The organism is uncultured Ligilactobacillus sp. (genome assembly GCF_948826705.1).
Classification (GTDB): domain Bacteria; phylum Bacillota; class Bacilli; order Lactobacillales; family Lactobacillaceae; genus Ligilactobacillus.
This window is the reverse complement of sequence record NZ_CAQLEL010000074.1, coordinates 21,134-38,913: the sequence shown is the minus strand read 5'-3', so window position 1 is coordinate 38,913 and position 17,780 is coordinate 21,134. Positions and strand designations below refer to the sequence as shown.

Sequence of the window (17,780 nt, the reverse complement as noted above, 5' to 3'; positions counted from 1 at the left end):
TGGAGATAAAAGACAGGGAGGAGTAACGGATGAAGAGAAAAGCAATACAGAAAAGATTGAGAATTTTTGTCCACACATGGTCCGACACACTTACACAAGCCTTGCCTATTCTGCAGGAGCTGATGTGAAGATTGTGAGCCAGAATCTTGGACACGCTTCCACATCTGTGACATTGGACACATATACACATCTGACAGAGGACAAAAAGAAAGAGCAGGAGGCGGTAGCGCAGACGGTCAGAATATCATAATAGCTGTGACAATTCTGTGACAAATTTGAGAAGAAAGACGGAAAAAGACAGACCATAATAAAAGTACCTTATCAGGCAACAGTATATGAAGTAAAGCGAGATGCCACAGGCAAAGAGTTGAGCCGAGAAGAAAAGAGCAATACGGTGACAAAAGAGCCGGTGACAGAAGTGATCGCGCGCGGAACGAAACCACTTGAAACAATAAGTGAAGAAAGTAAAGTAGAATCTATTCCGTACGAGACAGAATACGTAGATGATCCAGATCTAGAGTTAGGCAAGACAAAAGTCAAAGTGGCTGGCCAAGCAGGTGAGCGCACGATCGTATATGAAGTAAAGCGAGATGCTACAGGCAAAGAGTTGAGTCGGGTAGAAAAGAGCAACACGGTAACAAAAGATCCGGTGACAGAAGTGATCGCGCGCGGAATGAAACTCTACCCTAAACCAGTGATAGATGTAGTAGATACATTGGAAAATGAAGATGGAAGGGCAATTACTGTTAATTATGGGGTAAATGATCCTGCCAAAAGAGCGCTGACACTTAAAGCGACACTTTATCGAGATGATCAAAAACTTTCAGAAAAGTTAGTCGATCTTACGCAACTGACGACCACTTTTACAGGCTTAGCGTACCATACTCCATATCGCATCGAGACAGAGTATAGCTATGACATTGGTGTAGGTGATCAGATCGAGAAATTAAAGCCAATAACTTTTGAACTAACTCCAAAGAAAGTCGAACTAAAGAATTTCAACAACATCAGTTTGTATCAGATCGATCCTAAAGGGAATTTAAATGAAGTAACGAGTCTTTCAAGTTTACCGACAGATCCTAAAAATTATGTAGCTAGGGTCGTTTCTAAGCAAAATAAAGATTGGTATTTGCCGATCAGTGAATTTAAAGAGATAAGTGTTTCAGATACACCTAAATATCAAGCTATGATCTCATATCCAGAATTAGTCTCTTATCAAGTCCTAGATGGAGATCTTATTGCTGGACATAGCTTTTTGATCAATAAAACACCAACGCAAACGACCAATGAATATACCAACTTTAAGGATCTGATCACTGCGATGAATGCTGATCCTAGCGGTGAGTTTGTGATCGCAAGTGATATGGATGCATTTGGGAGCGAGGCGTTAGGTAATAGTTTTGTGACTGTTCCGTTCAGTGGGTCATTGAGTAGCAAGCAAGGAAATATTTACACGATCTATAATTTAGATCGTCCATTATTTAACGTTATCCAAGGCGGGCATGTGAATGGGCTCAAACTAGTTGATGTCAATATCACAGGTGCTGTAGCCGATGCAGCAAGTTTAGCACGTGTCGCTAACAACGCTACGATCGCTCAAGTACATGTCAAAGGAAACCTAAATGTCAATGCTTCAGCTGGTGGGGTAATAGCTAAGTTGCAAAATTCCACGCTTGCCGATTCTTCATTTACAGGAACGCTCAAAGCAAGTGGGACTAATTATGATAATGTTGGCGGTCTAGTTGGATTTGCTGATGGAAATTCGTTGATCCAAAAGAGTTTTGCCGATGTCATGCTGACGGCAGATGTTCTAAACACAAGTGATAACATCGGTGGTCTAGTTGGTCGAATGAATAATGGTCAGATCCAAAATGTATACGCTAAAGGAACGCTGGTCAATAAAGGTCAAGTAAAACGCGCTGGTGGTCTTATCGGTAGTTCATATATAAATGGTCGTGTGAGAAATGCACTTAGTTTTGTCGATGTCAAACAGGGATATATTTTCCATGGAGATGTTGATTACGACAGAAATGTACCTCATAACAATACGTATTTTGTTGAAGGCATCGCAACAGGAATGAGCAATCTAAAGACAAAGGCGATCACTCTACAAAAAGCTGAGGAGTTGCTCACTAGTTGGCAGATCCCACAGCCGATTTTTGAAGAAAAAACAGCAGAATCAGTTGATTATAGTAAGCTTCGAGGTTATCAAGAAAATAGAGCTATAGCTTGTCGAAATGTAGAAAAACTATTGCCATTTTATGATCGCTATACGATCCTGAAATATGGGAATAAAGTCGCTACTGATGATAAGTTAGCAACGACATTGTTACTTTCAGTAGTAGCCTTGAAAGATGATAAAGTTACAGGAGATACGGTGACTAAACCAGGGAAATTGACTGGTTTGATGTTACATTTTGCTGATGGGACGATCGAGAAAAGAGCTTTAACAGCACTTGGAAATTATAAACAAACTAAGATCAGTGAATATAGCTTTGAAAACGACCTGTTGTACACACCATATCAATTGACTGGCGCTTGGGATGAAGTTTTGACACAATTAGCTACCGAGTATGCAAAATTAGATTACTATGCTCCGGAAACATCAGCTCGTTTACAAATGACATTAGATGCAAAAAGTGTAGCGGATGCCAAAAAATCTGCTGTCGATAAGTACAAAGAAGCACATCCAAATGAAGAATTAAGTGCACAAAAGCAAGCTGAACTCGAAGCGACAGCTGTTGAAAAACTTCGGCGAGATAACTTGAGCTCGTTGTATCTACAAGAGGCTTTTGCAAAGGTCACATCTCAAAGTAAACAAGTTTTAAGTGATCTAACGACTTCAATGCCAGTTATGGATCTTGATTCGGCTGTGATCAAGCAAGGATTGATCCAACGTTTAGACGAACAAAAATTAGCACTTACATTAGGCTTGGCGTATCTTGAACGCTTGTATCATATAAATTATGGTACCGTAGATATTCACGATCTGGCGGCTTATTATCCAGATTTTTATGGCAAAAAAGTTGATCTTTTCAAGTGGTTAGGTTCATTTGCTGATCTAGGCGGAAATAGATTGGCAGTAAAGAACAATTACAACACCTACAGTGCTCAATTCAGTGATCTGACTGGGTCTAACGATGTCATCTCCTATTTGGAGAAAAATCGACGTTTATTTATGCCAAATGTTGATGATAATACTTGGTTCAAGGGGGCAACTAAAGCTTATATCTATGAGGCATCCTCTAAACAAGTGCCAGATGCCACAGTTCAGATATATGATCGCCTGAAAGGCAAAAATCGTTTGGAATATCGCAACTATCTCTTACCGCTCCTCAACTTGAGTGAGAAAAATATGTTCATGTTTACGACGATGACGACAGTCTCATTTGGTATCTATGAGCGCTATATCGATGAAGCGCTAAAAAGTGATCCTGCTGTATATGCAGCTAAACAAGCAAATGTTGATCAAGCTGTCGCTAAGTATGCGCAGATCATGGCTGATTACTATGATACTTGGTATCGCATCGTTGATGATAAGGTAAAAGGTCAATTGCTCACACGCGATATCCCGATCTGGGATGGGTATTGGATCATCGATAATACTAAAACAGGTGGTTGGAAGAATCGCTGGGTCGATAAATTCGATAAGTCAGTGACAGGTGTTTATGAATTCTTTGCTCCAGTTGGTAAGATGTATGCACCTAATGGAGTCGGTGCCTATGCAAATGGATCGTTAGTCCATTTTGTGGTCGATGGTCAGTTGAGTGATTATGGTGTGGCTGTGAGTTCTCACGAAATGACACATAATCTAGATGGAGCTGTTTATTTTAACGGCTATGGTCGTCGCCAAGAGATGGGAGCTGAGACTTTTGCGATGGGGCTATTGGAAGTGCCATCTACCCCAGATCAGAGTCAATATGGTTTGAACTTAGCTTTTGATTGGTCAAATAAAAAGAATTTAACGCAAGCAGGTAGTTTTAGTGATTTTACTTCGAGTGCAGATCTTCAACGTTATATGAAAGGTGTTTTTGACGTTACCTATCTACTTGATTATGCAGAAGCACAAGCGATCGTAGCGATGAGCAATGCCGATCGGCGCCAATATCTTCGTCAGATCACTTACGATGCGAACACTAAACAAGATAAGATCACTAATAGTGGTCTGACGTATGCTGAAGGTATCAAGCTGACGAGTTGGGAAAGTTTGATCGATAACAATATCGTAGTTGCACGTAGTCTTAGTGGTGGGAGTTATGGCAAGAATACCTATATGACAGTACCATTGTATGCTCCGATCTATGCTGGGCTCCAAAATGACAATGGTAGTGTTGGAGGCTTGCTCTTTAGAAAGACAGCCTTTGAGCTTTTGGCAAATCGCGGTTGGGAAAATGGCTTTATCCCGTATGTCTCCAATCAATATAAAGATCAGGCTAAAGCTGAAGGCACGGTCTTTAGTGATGCCTATATCTTTAAGCAGATCTGGGGCGATGAGTATGCAAATTATGCTGAATTCAAAAAGGCAATGTTCAATGAACGGATCGCTAAAAAAGATGATTTAAGAGCGATCACGATCACGTACAATAAGAAACAAGAAAAGATCGATTCATTTGATAAGTTACAGACGCTGATGGATCAAGCAAGTGCAGCTGATATGTTATTGATGCGTGCAGGTAAGCGAGCTGTCAACGTAGATAACCTAAAGAAGGCGATCATGGTAGAATATCATGCTCTGACTGATAGCTTTAAGACTTCGATCTTTAACTGAGCCAGATATTTTGAGCAAGGGAGCATTACGTCCCTTGCTTTTTGTTTGTTACTTGTATTTTTAAGTGATAATGCTTAAACTAAAAGGGTCTAACGGATAATTGAATAAAGATCTGAGGAATAGGTATGAACGGATTTAGTAAATATTATCAAAAAGATCAAGCGACGCGCTTAGAGATCTTAAAACAACAAAAAAAATTGACCAAAGCCGAGCTAGAAATTTTAAAGGACCCACAGCTAAACTTTGAATTAGGTGATACGATGATCGAGAATTATCTCACCCAATACCAACTTCCAGAGGGGTTAGCCTTAAATTATGTGATCGATGGCAAAGAGTATTTGATCCCGATGGTAACAGAAGAACCATCTGTGATCGCAGCTGCTAGCCATGGAGCATCAATCGTTAAACGCAGTGGTGGTTTTAAAAGTGAATTAAAGGAACGCTTGATGATCGGTCAGATCGTTGTTGAACAAGTTAAAGATGCCAAGAAACTAGCTCGTTTGGTCAAAGATTCTCAAGCTGAATTGTTGCAACTAGCAAATGCTGCCCATCCGTCGATCGTTAAACGTGGTGGTGGGGCCCGTGAGATCAAAGTTAGGATCTTAGCTTTCGATCTAGTCTCGATCGATCTAGTCGTTGATGTCAAAGAGGCGATGGGGGCTAATATGCTAAATACGATGTTAGAAGCTTGCGCTGATCATCTGAGAAGTAAATTTGAAGCTGAGATCTTGATCAGTATCTTATCCAACTATGCTACACGTTGCTTAGTCAAGGTAACTTGTGCGATCCCAGTATCTGAATTGACCAAAAAAAACATGCCTGGTGAAAAGATCGCCCAAAAGATCGCTTCAGCTAGCAGACTGGCCAAATTAGATCCGTATCGTGCCACAACGCATAATAAAGGGATCATGAATGGGATCGATGCAGTTGTGATCGCAAGTGGTAATGATTGGCGTGCGATCGAGGCCGGAGCACACGCCTATGCTGCACGCAATGGTAGTTATCAAGGTTTGAGCACATGGGAAGTAAAAGACAGTAAGTTGATCGGAAGTTTAGAACTGCCATTACCGTTAGCAACAGTCGGAGGATCGATCGCGATCGTTCCTTTAGTTAAGGTCAATCAGCGTTTATTAGACCTTCAAGATGCTAAGGAACTGGAAAAGATCGTAGCAGCAGTCGGACTAGGACAAAATTTGGCAGCCTTGCATGCTTTGGTGACAGATGGGATCCAAAAAGGGCATATGAAATTACAATTAAAGAGTCTAGCGATCGCTGTTGGTGCTAGACCAGAGGAAGTGGCAGCAGTCGTAGATGGGTTATTAGCTAGACAAGCGCGTGACTCAGCTACAGCCACACAGATCTTAGAAGAGATTAGAGGAATAAAACGTGAAGAAAAATGAATTAGCAACTAGAACAAAAGAATTGATCAAAAAAGTTGAAGAGAAGTTTCCCGCTGGTGTTGAGATCGAGTTTAAAGATCCAAAAAAGGCGGGTTATCTTCGCCATGATCAAGCTCAACACTATCTTCATGGGGGAAAATTAAAGATCGATGTTTATGATCAGACCGAACCGGACTATACGATCGCACATGAATTGCTCCACTTTTTATTGATGTTTGAAAATACACCGCAAGTTGCTTTTAACTTGACGACAGGTGATAGCAATAGAGATCATAAATTTATGGTGGCGGGGATCGACCTGTATGATACGGTCTTGCATACAAAAGTTTATGCTAAGCAGCGAAAGTTAGGGTTTATCGATGATAGGATCGAAGAGTTATATTTAAAGGGAGTCTTAGCGATCTTAAAGCCCGAACCGAAAGGAAAAAGAGACGAGTGGATGGTTTTAAGAACGGTGACTTTATTAGATGCTCTGGTTTTTTATGCAGATGATCTCGATTATGTTTTACCTAAATTTAAAGAGAATTATCCTCTCTCTTTAGCAGCAGCGCAGAAACTTTACGCACTCATGACTGAAAAGCCATTAAAAACAGCTTTTGAACTACGGCGTGGGGTAGTACGTCTATGGAAATCATTTGACAAGCAGTTGGGTGATTGGAACTTATTAGCGATGCAGTTAAATGATTTTATCACTTTGACACCAGTCTTGAGCGAGCGGCAATTACGTTTAGAAACTAGTGCATTGTTTGAGTTTTATCACACTCCATGGCAAGAAAATCTAACGTTTAAAACAGCTTATGTTGGACGTTTTAAGGTCGATGGTCAAAATACGTTTATTCTACCTGATCTAGGTAAAGAGCCAGCAGAAGGATTCAAAAAACTGTATGCGATGCCCGTCAAGCAACTTTTAGAAGAACTTGGTGTCGAATATTTATTACGTTAAAAAAGAAGGGATCTAAATGTATCAAAAAGATTTTAAGTATCCGGATACTAAAGCACATGCTTTTGTAGTTGAACGTTTAGCCAAACGCGGAGTCGATCTGGATAAACTAGCACAATTAGTCTATGAGACCCAAAAGGATTTTGAATTAGGCTTGACCTTAGAAGAATGCAAAAAAGATGTCAATGATGTGATGCACAAGCGGGAATTATTGAATAATGCGATGGTCATGTTAGAGCTCGATCGTTTGACAGAAGAAGGAAAAGTGGCTTCACCATTAGCTGAGATCATCGAAAATGATTCGGGAGTTTTTGGTGTCGATGAAACTTTAGCCTTACAGATCGCCAATATCTACGGCACGATCGGAGCTACCAATTTTGGATACTTTGACCGTGTGAAATCTGGGATCATCAAGAAATTCGATACGAGTCCAGAACACGTCAATACCTTTATCGATGATCTCTTGGCCGCGATCGTAGCTGCTACTTGTGGCAAAATTGCACATAAATATGCCTAGTCTTTGTTTTTTTGCTTGAAACAACTAATAATAGGTACGTGGTTATGTTATACTATTTTTATTGAAAATTTGACGATGATAAACTTGCACTAATAGCAGTTTTAAGCGAAAGGAAATGACTAGTTAATGGCTGATAAACAGACATATTACATTACAACGCCGATCTATTACCCATCAGGAAAGCTACACATCGGTAACTCATATACAACGATCGCTTGCGATGTTTTAGCACGTTACAAACGTCTGCAAGATTTTGATGTCTTCTTTTTGACAGGGACAGATGAACATGGGCTAAAGATCGAACAAAAAGCACAAGACTTGAACATGACGCCTAAAGAATATGTTGATATGATGGCTGGATCGATCCAAAAATTATGGCAAGAACTTGAGATCACAAATGATAAATTTATCCGAACAACAGATAAATATCATGAAGAAGCGATCCAAAAGGTCTTCCAAAAACTTTTGGATAAAGGCGATATCTATCTTGGCTCTTACAAGGGTTGGTATTCTGTTTCTGATGAAGAATACTTTACGGAATCACAATTAGCCGAAGTTTATCGTGATGAACAGGGCAATATGATCGGTGGGAAGGCTCCATCTGGGCATGAAGTTCAATTGGTCGAAGAAGAATCATATTTCTTCAAGATGAGCAAATATGCTGATCGTCTAGTTGAATACTACAATGAACATCCAGATTTCATCATTCCACAAAGTCGTAAAAATGAAATGTTGAACAATTTCATCAAGCCTGGCTTGGAAGACTTAGCGATCACACGGACTAGTTTTGATTGGGGCATTAAAGTGCCAAATGATCCAAAACACGTGGTCTACGTTTGGATCGATGCTTTGTGCAACTATATTACAGCTTTAGGCTATGGTAGCAAGGATCAAGAACTTTTCAACAAGTATTGGCCAGCTGATGTTCATATGGTGGGTAAAGAGATCGTTCGTTTCCATACGATCTACTGGCCGATCATTTTGATGGCTTTAGATCTGCCATTGCCAAAACATATTATCGGTCATGGTTGGTTAGTCATGCGTGACGGTAAGATGTCTAAGTCCAAGGGCAATGTGGTCTATCCAGAAATGTTGACTAAACGCTATGGGTTAGATGCATTACGTTATTACTTAATGCGTGCTGTTCCGTTTGGCAATGATGGGATCTTCACGCCAGAAGATTTTGTACAAAAGATCAACTACGACTTGGCTAATGATTTAGGGAACTTATTGAACCGGACTGTTGCGATGATCAATAAGTATCGTGGGGGCGTGATCCCAACGTTGACTTCAAATGTTACTGCATTTGACCTAGATTTAGAAAAATCAGCTAAAGAAGCGATCACTGAATACGAAACTAACATGGATCAAGCGCATTTTGCATTAGCTTTAGAAGCACTATGGAAGTTTGTTTCACGTTCTAACAAGTACATCGACGAGACCGAACCATGGGTCTTGGCTAAAGATGAGGCTAAAGCCAAAGAGTTGGACAGTGTCTTAGCTCACTTGGCCGCAAGTTTACGTTTGATCGCGATCTTGTTGCAACCAGTGATGACACATGCACCAAAGGAGATCTTTACCCAATTAGGTCTGCCATTAGAAAATATGTCTATCAACGGGGTGGACTATTTTGCTCTCCCAGAAAATACGACTGTTGTTAAGAAGGGAACACCGATCTTCCCACGTTTAGATATCGAAGCTGAAGTTGAATACATCAAGTCTAAGATGACTAAAAATGAAAAACAAAAAGGGCGCAAAGCAATGCAAGAAGCTACAAAAGCTCAAGCTGAATTTGATCCTGAAAAGACAGAACTTAAGTCAACGAAAAAAGAGATCAAGTTTGATAAGTTTGATAAAATTGAACAACGGGTGGCTTTGATCAAGGATGTTTCTCGGGTCAAGGGTGCTGATAAGTTACTAAAATTCCGATTGGATGCAGGTGATGAAGGTGAACGTCAGATCCTCTCAGGTATCGCGCAATGGTATCCTGAACCAGAAAAATTGATCGGTAAAAAAGTGATCGCAGTAACGAACTTACAACCACGTAAGATGCGTGGCGAGATCAGCCAAGGGATGCTCTTATCAGCTGAATTTGGTGATACAGTGCAATTGATAACCGTTTCCGATGAGATCCCAGTCGGATCATTAGTTGGCTAATTAAGTGGTAGGAGGCACATGGGCTGACCGTGTGCCTTTTAGCGTAAGAAAGGAAAAAAATGGAGATTTTTGATTCACATACCCATATCAATGCTACTGAATTTAAAAATGACATTCCTGATGTGATCGAGCGGGCAAAAGCTTTAGATGTGACTGAAATGTTAGTTATCAGTTACGATACCCCGAGTACGGAGCGAATGCTTGATCTAGTTGAAAAATATCTAAATATTTATGGGGCATTTGGCTGTCATCCCGAAAGTGCTTTAGACTATGATGCAAACTTTGAAAAAAAATTATGCGAAGTCTTGGCGCACCCGAAAGTAAAGGCACTCGGGGAGATCGGGCTTGATTATCACTGTGATGTACCTAAAAAAGTCCAATGGGAAGTTTTTGAACGTCAAGTAAAGCTCGCACATGAATTACAACTTCCGATAAGCATCCATGATCGAGATGCTATCGCGGACTGTTATGAGATCTTGAAAGGAGCAGATATCGCAAAGATCGGTGGGATCATGCACAGTTTTAACGGGGATGCAAACTGGGCCGAAAAATTTTTGGACTTAGGGATGGAATTGTCATTTAGTGGTGTCGTGACTTTTGGTAATGCTAAGGAAGTTAAACAGGCAGCTTTGGTGACACCATTGGAGCATATGTTAGTCGAAACAGATGCACCTTATCTGACACCAATGCCATTTCGGGGTAAGATCAATGAACCAGCAATGACCCGCTATACTTTAGAATTTTTAGCTAAAGAAAGGCAAATAGCGCCTGAAAAATTAGCGCAGATCACAACTGCTAATGCAAAGAAAGTGTTGAAGATAAAATGACAGATAAGATGAAGATCAAAGAAGTTATCGTTGTTGAAGGTAAAGATGATACCAAGCGGATCAATTTAGCCGTCAATGCAGATACTCTTGAAACTAGAGGATCTGCGATCAGTGATGAGACACTAGCCCAGATCGAAGAATTGCATGATAAACGCGGAGTCATCGTCTTTACAGACCCTGATTTTTCAGGTGAAAAGATCCGTAAGATCATCCAAGAAGCCGTTCCAGGGGTCAAGCATGCTTTTTTGACTAAAAAAGCTGCTACTCCAGATCACAAGGGCAGTCTTGGCGTTGAACATGCTGATCCAGAGGCGATCAGAGAAGCTTTACGTAATTTATATACAGAAGAGCCAGATGCGATCCCAATGATCAGTCGTGAAGATCTAGCAGTAGCGGGCTTGATATCAGGACCTAAGGCCAAGATCAAACGCCAGATCTTGGGCGAATATTTGCGGATCGGCTATGTCAACGGAAAACAACTCTATAAGCGGTTGAAGCTCTTTCAGATCACACCAGAAGAATTTGCCGCTGCACTAAGATATTTAGAACAAGTAGAGGAAGGGAAAATCGATGAATAATCAATTACCAGAGATCGCCTCACCAACTAGAACGCGGGCGATCATGGAGAGTTATGGTCTGACGTTTAAAAAGAGTTTAGGCCAAAACTTTTTAACTGATATCAATATTTTAAATAAGATCGTGGCCGCTGCTGATGTAACGCCAGAAGATGACGTGATCGAGATCGGACCAGGGATCGGGGCTTTGACTGAACAGCTGGCTAAGAATGCACATCAAGTCATGGCACTAGAGATCGATGACCGTTTGATCCCTGTTTTAGCTGATACTTTGGCACCTTATGATAACGTGACAGTCGTTCATCAAGATGTACTTAAAGCCGATCTAGTGGAATTGATCGCTAAAAATTTTGATGGAAAGCATAAGATCAAGTTGGTGGCTAATTTACCATATTACATTACGACACCGATCATTTTACATCTGTTGGAAGCACCAGTTGATTTTGAGCGTATCGTTGTGATGATGCAAAAAGAAGTGGCTGATCGTTTAGCTGCCGTTCCAGGGACCAAAGATTACGGTTCTTTGAGTGTGGCGGTGCAATACGAGATGGATGCTAAAGTAGCTTTCATCGTGCCTAAAACGGTCTTCATTCCTCAACCTAAAGTTGATTCTGCGATCATTGTATTAGAGAAAAAAAACGTTCAAACCTATCAGCCAGTTGATGAAAAGTTCTTCAAGCAAATGGTCAAAGGCATCTTTTTACATCGACGCAAGAGTCTTTGGAATAATTTGCAAGGAATGTATGGTAAGGCCCCTGAGATCAAAGAAAAGATGCAGACAGCTTTAGCTAAGGTCAAAATCGAACCAGGGATCCGTGCTGAAAAGTTAACGATCGCACAAATGATCGAATTGGCTGATGCTTTAGTCGCTGAAAAAATCGTCAAAAAATAACTTTTAAATATTGAAGTGTTTGTTCGGGTATGGTATAATTGCGTTTTTTGTAAAATTATGTTACAATGCTCTACACAGAGAGGTGAAGCGTATTGCCAACTACATTAGTAAAAATCAAAAGCAAGCTCGACAATTGCATTGGCGCTGGTTTAACGGTAACGTCCCATGTCGGACGCAAAAAAGTTACTAAACGTCATGGGATCTTGCGGGAAACTTTCCCCGCTGTATTTATCGTAGAATTAAGTCACGAAGAAAATGCCGTTGAACGCGTATCATATAGTTACACCGACGTTTTGACCAATAATATCATTTTAGATTTTGATTAAGCGATGAATCGATCATCGCCGATCCTTATTAGGATCTTAGGTACCGAGATTTAATTTTTTGAAACAACAAATAAGCTAGGAGCACCCACTTGCATGGGTCTCTCCTAGCTTATTTTTTAACTTCTTTTAAGCGTAACGCTAAGATTAAAGCTATGGCTTCAATGAGTAAAAAGCAGATAAAGACGCGTGAATAGCTTGATTTTTGGGTGATACTTTGACCGGCACTGCTTAACAATAGAGTCGCGACCATGACACCTAGACTACCAAGTAGCTGGCGGATCGTAGTCGTTAGTGCAGTTGCATGTGAGATCAAGTTTTTAGGGACGGAATTAGCTCCCAGAGTTGTAGCAGGCATCATGACAAAGGCGTTGCCCCCTTCGATCATCATTGAAAAGACGATCAAGAGCGGTAGTCCAAGGTGATCTTGCCATAAGAGCGATCCAGCCCAGCCACTGAGCAACATGCAGACTCCGATCAAAAGAACAGGTTTAAAGCCCCATTTATCGGACAGCTTACCGGTCACAGGATTTAATATGCTCAGTAAAACAGCAGGTAAGACCAAGGAAAGCCCAGAAGCTAACGGACTTAGACCGAGGATCTTTTGATAATAGAGCGGAAAAACGATCGTGACTACGATCAAGGAAACGTAAGAAAGCCCTGTTAGCAATAGCCCAATATCAAAATCTAAATATTTAACGATCCGCAATTCTAGGAGTGGTTCAGTCAGTTTTAGTTGACGATGGCAAAATGCTATCAGTAAACCAAGGCCTGAAAGTAAGAGTAAAGCACTTGATAGAAAGTGGGTGGGATCTTTAAAGGCAGTAAGTGCATATAGCACCATGCATAGCCCAGATCCTTCATAGAATAAAGAGCAAACATCTAATTGGGATGGCTTACGCTCCATGACATCACTGATCGTCACACAAGCGACCAAGAAGATCACGAGCATTAAAAAGCAAAATAGCCAAAAGAGATCTTGCCAACGTAAAAAATTTAAGACGATCCCAGAGATGATCGGCCCAACAGCTAAGGCTGAACCCATGACTAAACCAGCAACTCCCATAGTTTGTCCGCGCTTGTTTTTAGGAGTGATCGTCATCAAGATAGTTTGAAATGACGGAAACAAGATGCCGACAGCAGTAGCCTCTAACAAGCGCCCTAATAGTGCGAGCCAAAAAGTTGGGGCAAAAATTATCATTAAGGTGCCGATCCCAAAGAGGGCTAAGACACTGAGATAGAGATGTTTAAAAGAAATATTACTGAGAAGCCATGGGCTGACTGGTATCATCACGCACATCATTAACATAAAGCCTGTCGTCAACCATTGAATCGTTGCGGCATCAACAGTAAAGAAGTGCATCAAGGCAGGATAAGCAGTTGAAAGTGCTGATTGACTGATCGACATGGTAAAGGTCCCTGCCAATAGGGTAAAAATAAATAGTTTTCGCTTAGTTTCTGTGAGCTCCATTTGATCATCTACTTTCTAAATATGTAAAAAAGTCCGAATTTTAATTTCGGACTTTTTTATAGCATCAAGGATCATTTTTCGCGATGCTTTTTAGCTTCTTGTTCTTTTTCTTCGTTTTCACGACGTCTAGCATCGTTTAGACGGTTTTCTTCAAGCCGATGTTCGAGCTTGGAATCATTACGACGTGTCATATATAAAACTTCCCTTCTACATCTACAAAAATATTATAGTTCTAATGTCTATAAGTTACAAATAAAACGATCCAGAGTAAAACGTTGGTAATATTGTGATTTAATTTAAAAAATTAAAACATATTTTAAGCTAGATGTTTGTGATAAAAGTAACATTGTCTACAAGATAAAAAAAGTTTACGCACGAAATATTGCACAAAATCAATATTTCTAAGGCGTCGGACAACAAATTAAAGAGTGCACAAAATTAACATTTAGTGAACAATACGTTATAATTGACAATGTAAGCGCTGTACAAAGATTGAAAATAAGATTGATTCCTTATGTTTGAAGAAAGGAAGTTTTAAAATGGCACAAAAAATTGATTTTGAAGCGTTAAAGACGATCTCCCCTAGTGAAATTAAACCGCTTCAAGTTTTGGATGAAAATGGTAAAGTGATCGATCCAAACTTTTTCCCAGATCTAAGTGATGAACAGATCGTGGAATTGTTTAAACAAATGTTGTGGTCACGTGTACTAGACGAACGTTCTACCAAGTTGAATCGTCAAGGGCGTTTAGGCTTTTTTGCTCCAACTGCTGGGGAAGAAGCATCTCAGATCGCATCTGAATTTGCGATGGAAAAGACAGATTTCTTATTGCCAGCTTATCGTGATGTTCCTCAATTAGTCTTACATGGGCTACCTTTGGAAAAGGCTTTCTTATGGTCACGTGGGCATGTTTTAGGAAATGAATATCCAGAAGATCTAGCTGCTTTACCACCACAGATCATTATCGGGGCTCAATACGTTCAAGCTGCTGGTGTGGCTTTAGGGTTCAAGAAAAAAGGCGCTAAGAATGTAGCGTATACGTATACTGGTGATGGTGGTACTTCCCAAGGTGATTTTTACGAAGGGATCAACTTTGCAGGTGCATATCAAGCACCTGCGATCTTTGTTGTGCAAAATAACGGTTATGCGATCTCGGTACCAAGAGCAGTTCAAACTGCGGCTCCAACCTTAGCGCAAAAAGGTCTAGCTGCTGGGATCCCAGGTATCCAAGTTGATGGGATGGATGCTTTGGCAGTATATTTAGTCATGAGCGAGGCACGTAAATACAGTGTAGAGGGCAATGGGCCAGTCTTGATCGAGACTTTGACGTATCGATTTGGTCCACATACACTTTCTGGTGATGATCCGCATCGTTATCGGACCGCTGATGAAGAAGCTGAATGGGAAAAGAAAGACCCATTGGTAAGATTGCGCACGTATTTAGATGAAAAAGGTCTCTGGTCAGAAGAACAAGAAGAAGCTTACATTGAAGAAGTAAATGAACAGATCAATGAAGCAATGAAAAAGACTGAACAAGCACCAAAACAAAAGGTGAGTGAATATCTTCAAAATGTCTTTGTAGAAACACCACCGACTTTAGAGGAACAAATTGCAAAATTTGCGGCTAAGGAGGAAGCATAATGGCTAAAACAACGATGATCAAAGCAATTACACAAGCTTTGGAAGATGAATTGAAACGCGATAAAAATGTTTTGGTATTTGGTGAAGACGTTGGTCGAAATGGTGGTGTTTTTCGCGCTACTGATGGTTTACAAGAAAAAGTCGGTGAAGATCAAGTCTTTGATACGCCCTTAGCTGAATCGGGGATCGGTGGTCTAGCAGTTGGGTTAGCCTTGACAGGTTTTCGCCCTGTTCCTGAGATCCAATTCTTTGGTTTTGTCTTTGAAGTTATGGATGAGATCGCAGCTCAGATCGCTCGGACACGGTTCCGTTTAGGTGGTACCCGTAAAATGCCAGTGACTATCAGAGCGCCGTTTGGTGGTGGGGTCCATACGCCAGAACTACACTCTGATAGTTTGGAAGGTCTGATGGCACAAACGCCTGGGTTAAAGGTAGTTATTCCAAGTGATCCATACGATGCCAAGGGCTTATTGACGGCAGCGATCCGCTCAGATGATCCAGTCGTTTTCTTAGAGCATATGAAATTATACCGCTCTTTCAAACAAGAAGTTCCAGATGAATCCTACACCGTAGCCTTAGATAAAGCTGCGGTCAAGCGTGAAGGTAAAGATGTAACGATCATTTCCTACGGTTATATGGTCCATGAAAGTTTACGGGCTGCTGATGAATTAGCTAAAGAAGGTATCGAAGCAGAAGTCGTTGATCTGCGTACAGTTTCACCATTGGATGAAGAAACGATCTTAGAGTCAGTCAAACGCACTGGACGAGTTGTTTTGGTCCAAGAAGCACAACGTCAAGCAGGGATCAATTCTCAAGTAGCAGCTTTGATCGCCGAAAAAGGTATTTTATCATTAGAAGCACCGATCGCTCGGGTCGATGCACCGGATACACCATATCCATTTAGCGATGCTGAAACGATCTGGTTACCAAATAAACAAGATATCATTGAAAAAGTAAAAGAAACGGTCAATTTCTAGGAAAGGTGAAGATCTATGAGTAAATATCAATTTAAACTCCCAGATATTGGAGAGGGGATCGCTGAAGGTGTGATCGGTGAATGGCACGTTAAAGTCGGCGATACGATCAAAGAAGATGATGATCTAGTTCAAATCGAAAATGATAAATCCGTCGAAGAAATTCCTAGCCCTGTAGCCGGAAAAGTAACTGCGATCGTGGTTTCAGAAGGTGAAACGGCTGAAGTTGGTGATGTTTTAGTCGAGCTAGAAGTCGCTGAAGGCTTAGGCAATGTTGATGCTAGTGTAGCTAAAGTAGAAGAACCAGCTCAACCAGCGGTAAAAACGGACGCAAAACAAACAAATGAAGCTCCTGTTGAAGTATCTGTTCAAGATCATTCCTTGCCAGTTTTAGCGATGCCATCAGTGCGCAAATTTGCACGTGAAAATGGGGTCGATCTGGCTAAGATCAAGGGTACTGGACGCCATGGACAAGTAACTAAAGCTGATATCAAACAAGCTTTGAGTCTACCACAAGATACACCAGTAACAACATCAGAAGCTAAAACAAAAGAACCAGTTGTTGCTTTACCAGCTAGTGCAAGTGCAAAATGGCCTGAAACAGTTGAAAAGATGTCGCCGATCAGAAAAGCAACTGCTAATGCAATGGTACGTTCAGTTTCACAGATCCCACATGTACATGTCTTTGATGAAGTTGTCGTGGATAAACTTTGGGATCATCGTAAGAAGTATAAGGAATTGGCAGCAACGCGTGGTGTCAAATTGACCTTTATGGCTTATATGGTCAAAGCTTTAGCCGTGATCATGAAAGAATTTCCGATCTTCAACAGTTCGGTCAATATGCAAGATCAAACGATCGCTTATAAAGATTATGTCAATGTAGGTATCGCGACTGATACGGACCATGGGCTCTTTGTTCCAAATGTAAAACATGCTGATTCCTTGAGCCTGTTTGGGATCGCAAAACAGATCTCGGAAAATACAGCCAAAGCTAAAGAAAATAAATTATCACGTGATGATATGGATCATACTGGCATGTCGATCACCAATATTGGTTCGGTCGGTGGAGGGTTCTTTACACCGATCATCAATTGGCCTGAAGTTGCGATCTTAGGTATGGGTAAGATCACTAAAGAAGCTGTTGTGGTGGATGATGAAGTTCAGATCGCACGTGTCTTGAAGTTATCATTGGCTTTTGATCATCGTGTGATCGATGGTGCGACAGCCCAAAAAGCAGTCAACCGACTCAAAGAATTATTGGCAGACCCAGAATTGTTATTAATGGAAGGATGAGCT

14 protein-coding genes are annotated in these 17,780 nt (G+C 40.8%); 13 read left to right on the top strand and 1 reads right to left on the bottom strand.

The window, feature by feature from the left end:
- The 10 genes from Q9Q35_RS04780 to Q9Q35_RS04735 form a co-directional block, all read left to right on the top strand.
- Positions 1-250: tyrosine-type recombinase/integrase (locus tag Q9Q35_RS04780; protein ID WP_304652371.1), on the top strand; the 250-nt coding region annotated here is incomplete at its 5' end.
- A 54-nt stretch (positions 251-304) separates the two neighbouring features.
- Positions 305-4,768: a ZmpA/ZmpB/ZmpC family metallo-endopeptidase gene (locus tag Q9Q35_RS04775; RefSeq protein WP_370648886.1), complete on the top strand. Its 4,464-nt coding sequence runs from the start codon at positions 305-307 to the stop codon at positions 4,766-4,768.
- A 125-nt stretch (positions 4,769-4,893) separates the two neighbouring features.
- The gene (locus Q9Q35_RS04770) at positions 4,894-6,168 is read left to right on the top strand and encodes a hydroxymethylglutaryl-CoA reductase, degradative (RefSeq protein ID WP_304652370.1); all 1,275 of its coding nucleotides are present in this window, start codon (positions 4,894-4,896) and stop codon (positions 6,166-6,168) included.
- Positions 6,155-7,111, top strand: coding sequence for an IpaB/EvcA family protein (locus Q9Q35_RS04765; RefSeq protein WP_304652369.1), 957 nt, complete (start codon positions 6,155-6,157; stop codon positions 7,109-7,111). The genes Q9Q35_RS04770 and Q9Q35_RS04765 overlap by 14 nt, the downstream gene beginning before the upstream one ends.
- A gap of 16 nt (positions 7,112-7,127) precedes the next feature.
- A complete protein-coding gene (locus Q9Q35_RS04760) occupies positions 7,128-7,625 on the top strand; it encodes a phosphatidylglycerophosphatase A (RefSeq protein WP_304652368.1) in 498 nt (165 codons plus the stop codon).
- Positions 7,626-7,751: 126 nt separating this feature from the next.
- Positions 7,752-9,782 (top strand): methionine--tRNA ligase, encoded by a 2,031-nt coding sequence (metG, locus tag Q9Q35_RS04755; protein WP_304652367.1) that lies wholly within the window; start codon positions 7,752-7,754, stop codon positions 9,780-9,782.
- A gap of 59 nt (positions 9,783-9,841) precedes the next feature.
- Entirely contained in the window at positions 9,842-10,609 is a 768-nt protein-coding gene (locus Q9Q35_RS04750) for a TatD family hydrolase (RefSeq protein WP_304652366.1), read from the top strand.
- Positions 10,610-10,617: 8 nt separating this feature from the next.
- Complete coding sequence (gene rnmV / locus Q9Q35_RS04745; RefSeq protein ID WP_304652372.1) at positions 10,618-11,187, top strand: ribonuclease M5; 570 nt, start codon at positions 10,618-10,620, stop codon at positions 11,185-11,187.
- Positions 11,180-12,076, top strand: coding sequence for a 16S rRNA (adenine(1518)-N(6)/adenine(1519)-N(6))-dimethyltransferase RsmA (gene rsmA, locus Q9Q35_RS04740; protein ID WP_304652365.1), 897 nt, complete (start codon positions 11,180-11,182; stop codon positions 12,074-12,076). Before rnmV ends, rsmA begins: the two co-directional genes overlap by 8 nt.
- A 92-nt stretch (positions 12,077-12,168) precedes the next feature.
- A complete protein-coding gene (locus Q9Q35_RS04735) occupies positions 12,169-12,402 on the top strand; it encodes a Veg family protein (RefSeq protein ID WP_010689710.1) in 234 nt (77 codons plus the stop codon).
- 109 nt (positions 12,403-12,511) lie between these two features.
- Here the strand turns inward: Q9Q35_RS04735 and Q9Q35_RS04730 are convergent, their stop codons facing one another.
- Positions 12,512-13,870, bottom strand: a complete 1,359-nt coding sequence (locus Q9Q35_RS04730; protein ID WP_304652364.1) for an MFS transporter — start codon at positions 13,868-13,870, stop codon at positions 12,512-12,514.
- Positions 13,871-14,409: 539 nt separating this feature from the next.
- On the opposite strand from Q9Q35_RS04730, the gene pdhA reads away from it, so the two are divergent.
- From pdhA to Q9Q35_RS04715, 3 genes are read left to right on the top strand one after another with little or no spacing between them, the layout of a single operon-like run.
- Positions 14,410-15,510 (top strand): pyruvate dehydrogenase (acetyl-transferring) E1 component subunit alpha, encoded by a 1,101-nt coding sequence (gene pdhA, locus Q9Q35_RS04725; RefSeq protein WP_304652363.1) that lies wholly within the window; start codon positions 14,410-14,412, stop codon positions 15,508-15,510.
- On the top strand, positions 15,510-16,487 hold the full coding sequence (locus tag Q9Q35_RS04720; protein ID WP_304652362.1) for an alpha-ketoacid dehydrogenase subunit beta: 978 nt from the start codon (positions 15,510-15,512) through the stop codon (positions 16,485-16,487). Before pdhA ends, Q9Q35_RS04720 begins: the two co-directional genes overlap by 1 nt.
- Before the next feature lie 15 nt (positions 16,488-16,502).
- Positions 16,503-17,777 carry a dihydrolipoamide acetyltransferase family protein gene (locus Q9Q35_RS04715; protein WP_304652361.1) on the top strand — a complete coding sequence of 425 codons (1,275 nt, stop codon included), beginning with the start codon at positions 16,503-16,505 and terminating at the stop codon, positions 17,775-17,777.
- Positions 17,778-17,780: the final 3 nt, after the last annotated feature.

Coding starts and splice junctions, on each gene's coding strand:
- Q9Q35_RS04720 (WP_304652362.1), top strand. CDS start 15,510: ATGGCTAAAACAACGATGATCAAAGCAATTACACAAGCTTTGGAAGAT.
- rnmV (WP_304652372.1), top strand. CDS start 10,618: ATGAAGATCAAAGAAGTTATCGTTGTTGAAGGTAAAGATGATACCAAG.
- rsmA (WP_304652365.1), top strand. CDS start 11,180: ATGAATAATCAATTACCAGAGATCGCCTCACCAACTAGAACGCGGGCG.
- Q9Q35_RS04770 (WP_304652370.1), top strand. CDS start 4,894: ATGAACGGATTTAGTAAATATTATCAAAAAGATCAAGCGACGCGCTTA.
- Q9Q35_RS04750 (WP_304652366.1), top strand. CDS start 9,842: ATGGAGATTTTTGATTCACATACCCATATCAATGCTACTGAATTTAAA.
- pdhA (WP_304652363.1), top strand. CDS start 14,410: ATGGCACAAAAAATTGATTTTGAAGCGTTAAAGACGATCTCCCCTAGT.
- Q9Q35_RS04730 (WP_304652364.1), bottom strand. CDS start 13,870: ATGGAGCTCACAGAAACTAAGCGAAAACTATTTATTTTTACCCTATTG.
- Q9Q35_RS04760 (WP_304652368.1), top strand. CDS start 7,128: ATGTATCAAAAAGATTTTAAGTATCCGGATACTAAAGCACATGCTTTT.
- Q9Q35_RS04715 (WP_304652361.1), top strand. CDS start 16,503: ATGAGTAAATATCAATTTAAACTCCCAGATATTGGAGAGGGGATCGCT.
- metG (WP_304652367.1), top strand. CDS start 7,752: ATGGCTGATAAACAGACATATTACATTACAACGCCGATCTATTACCCA.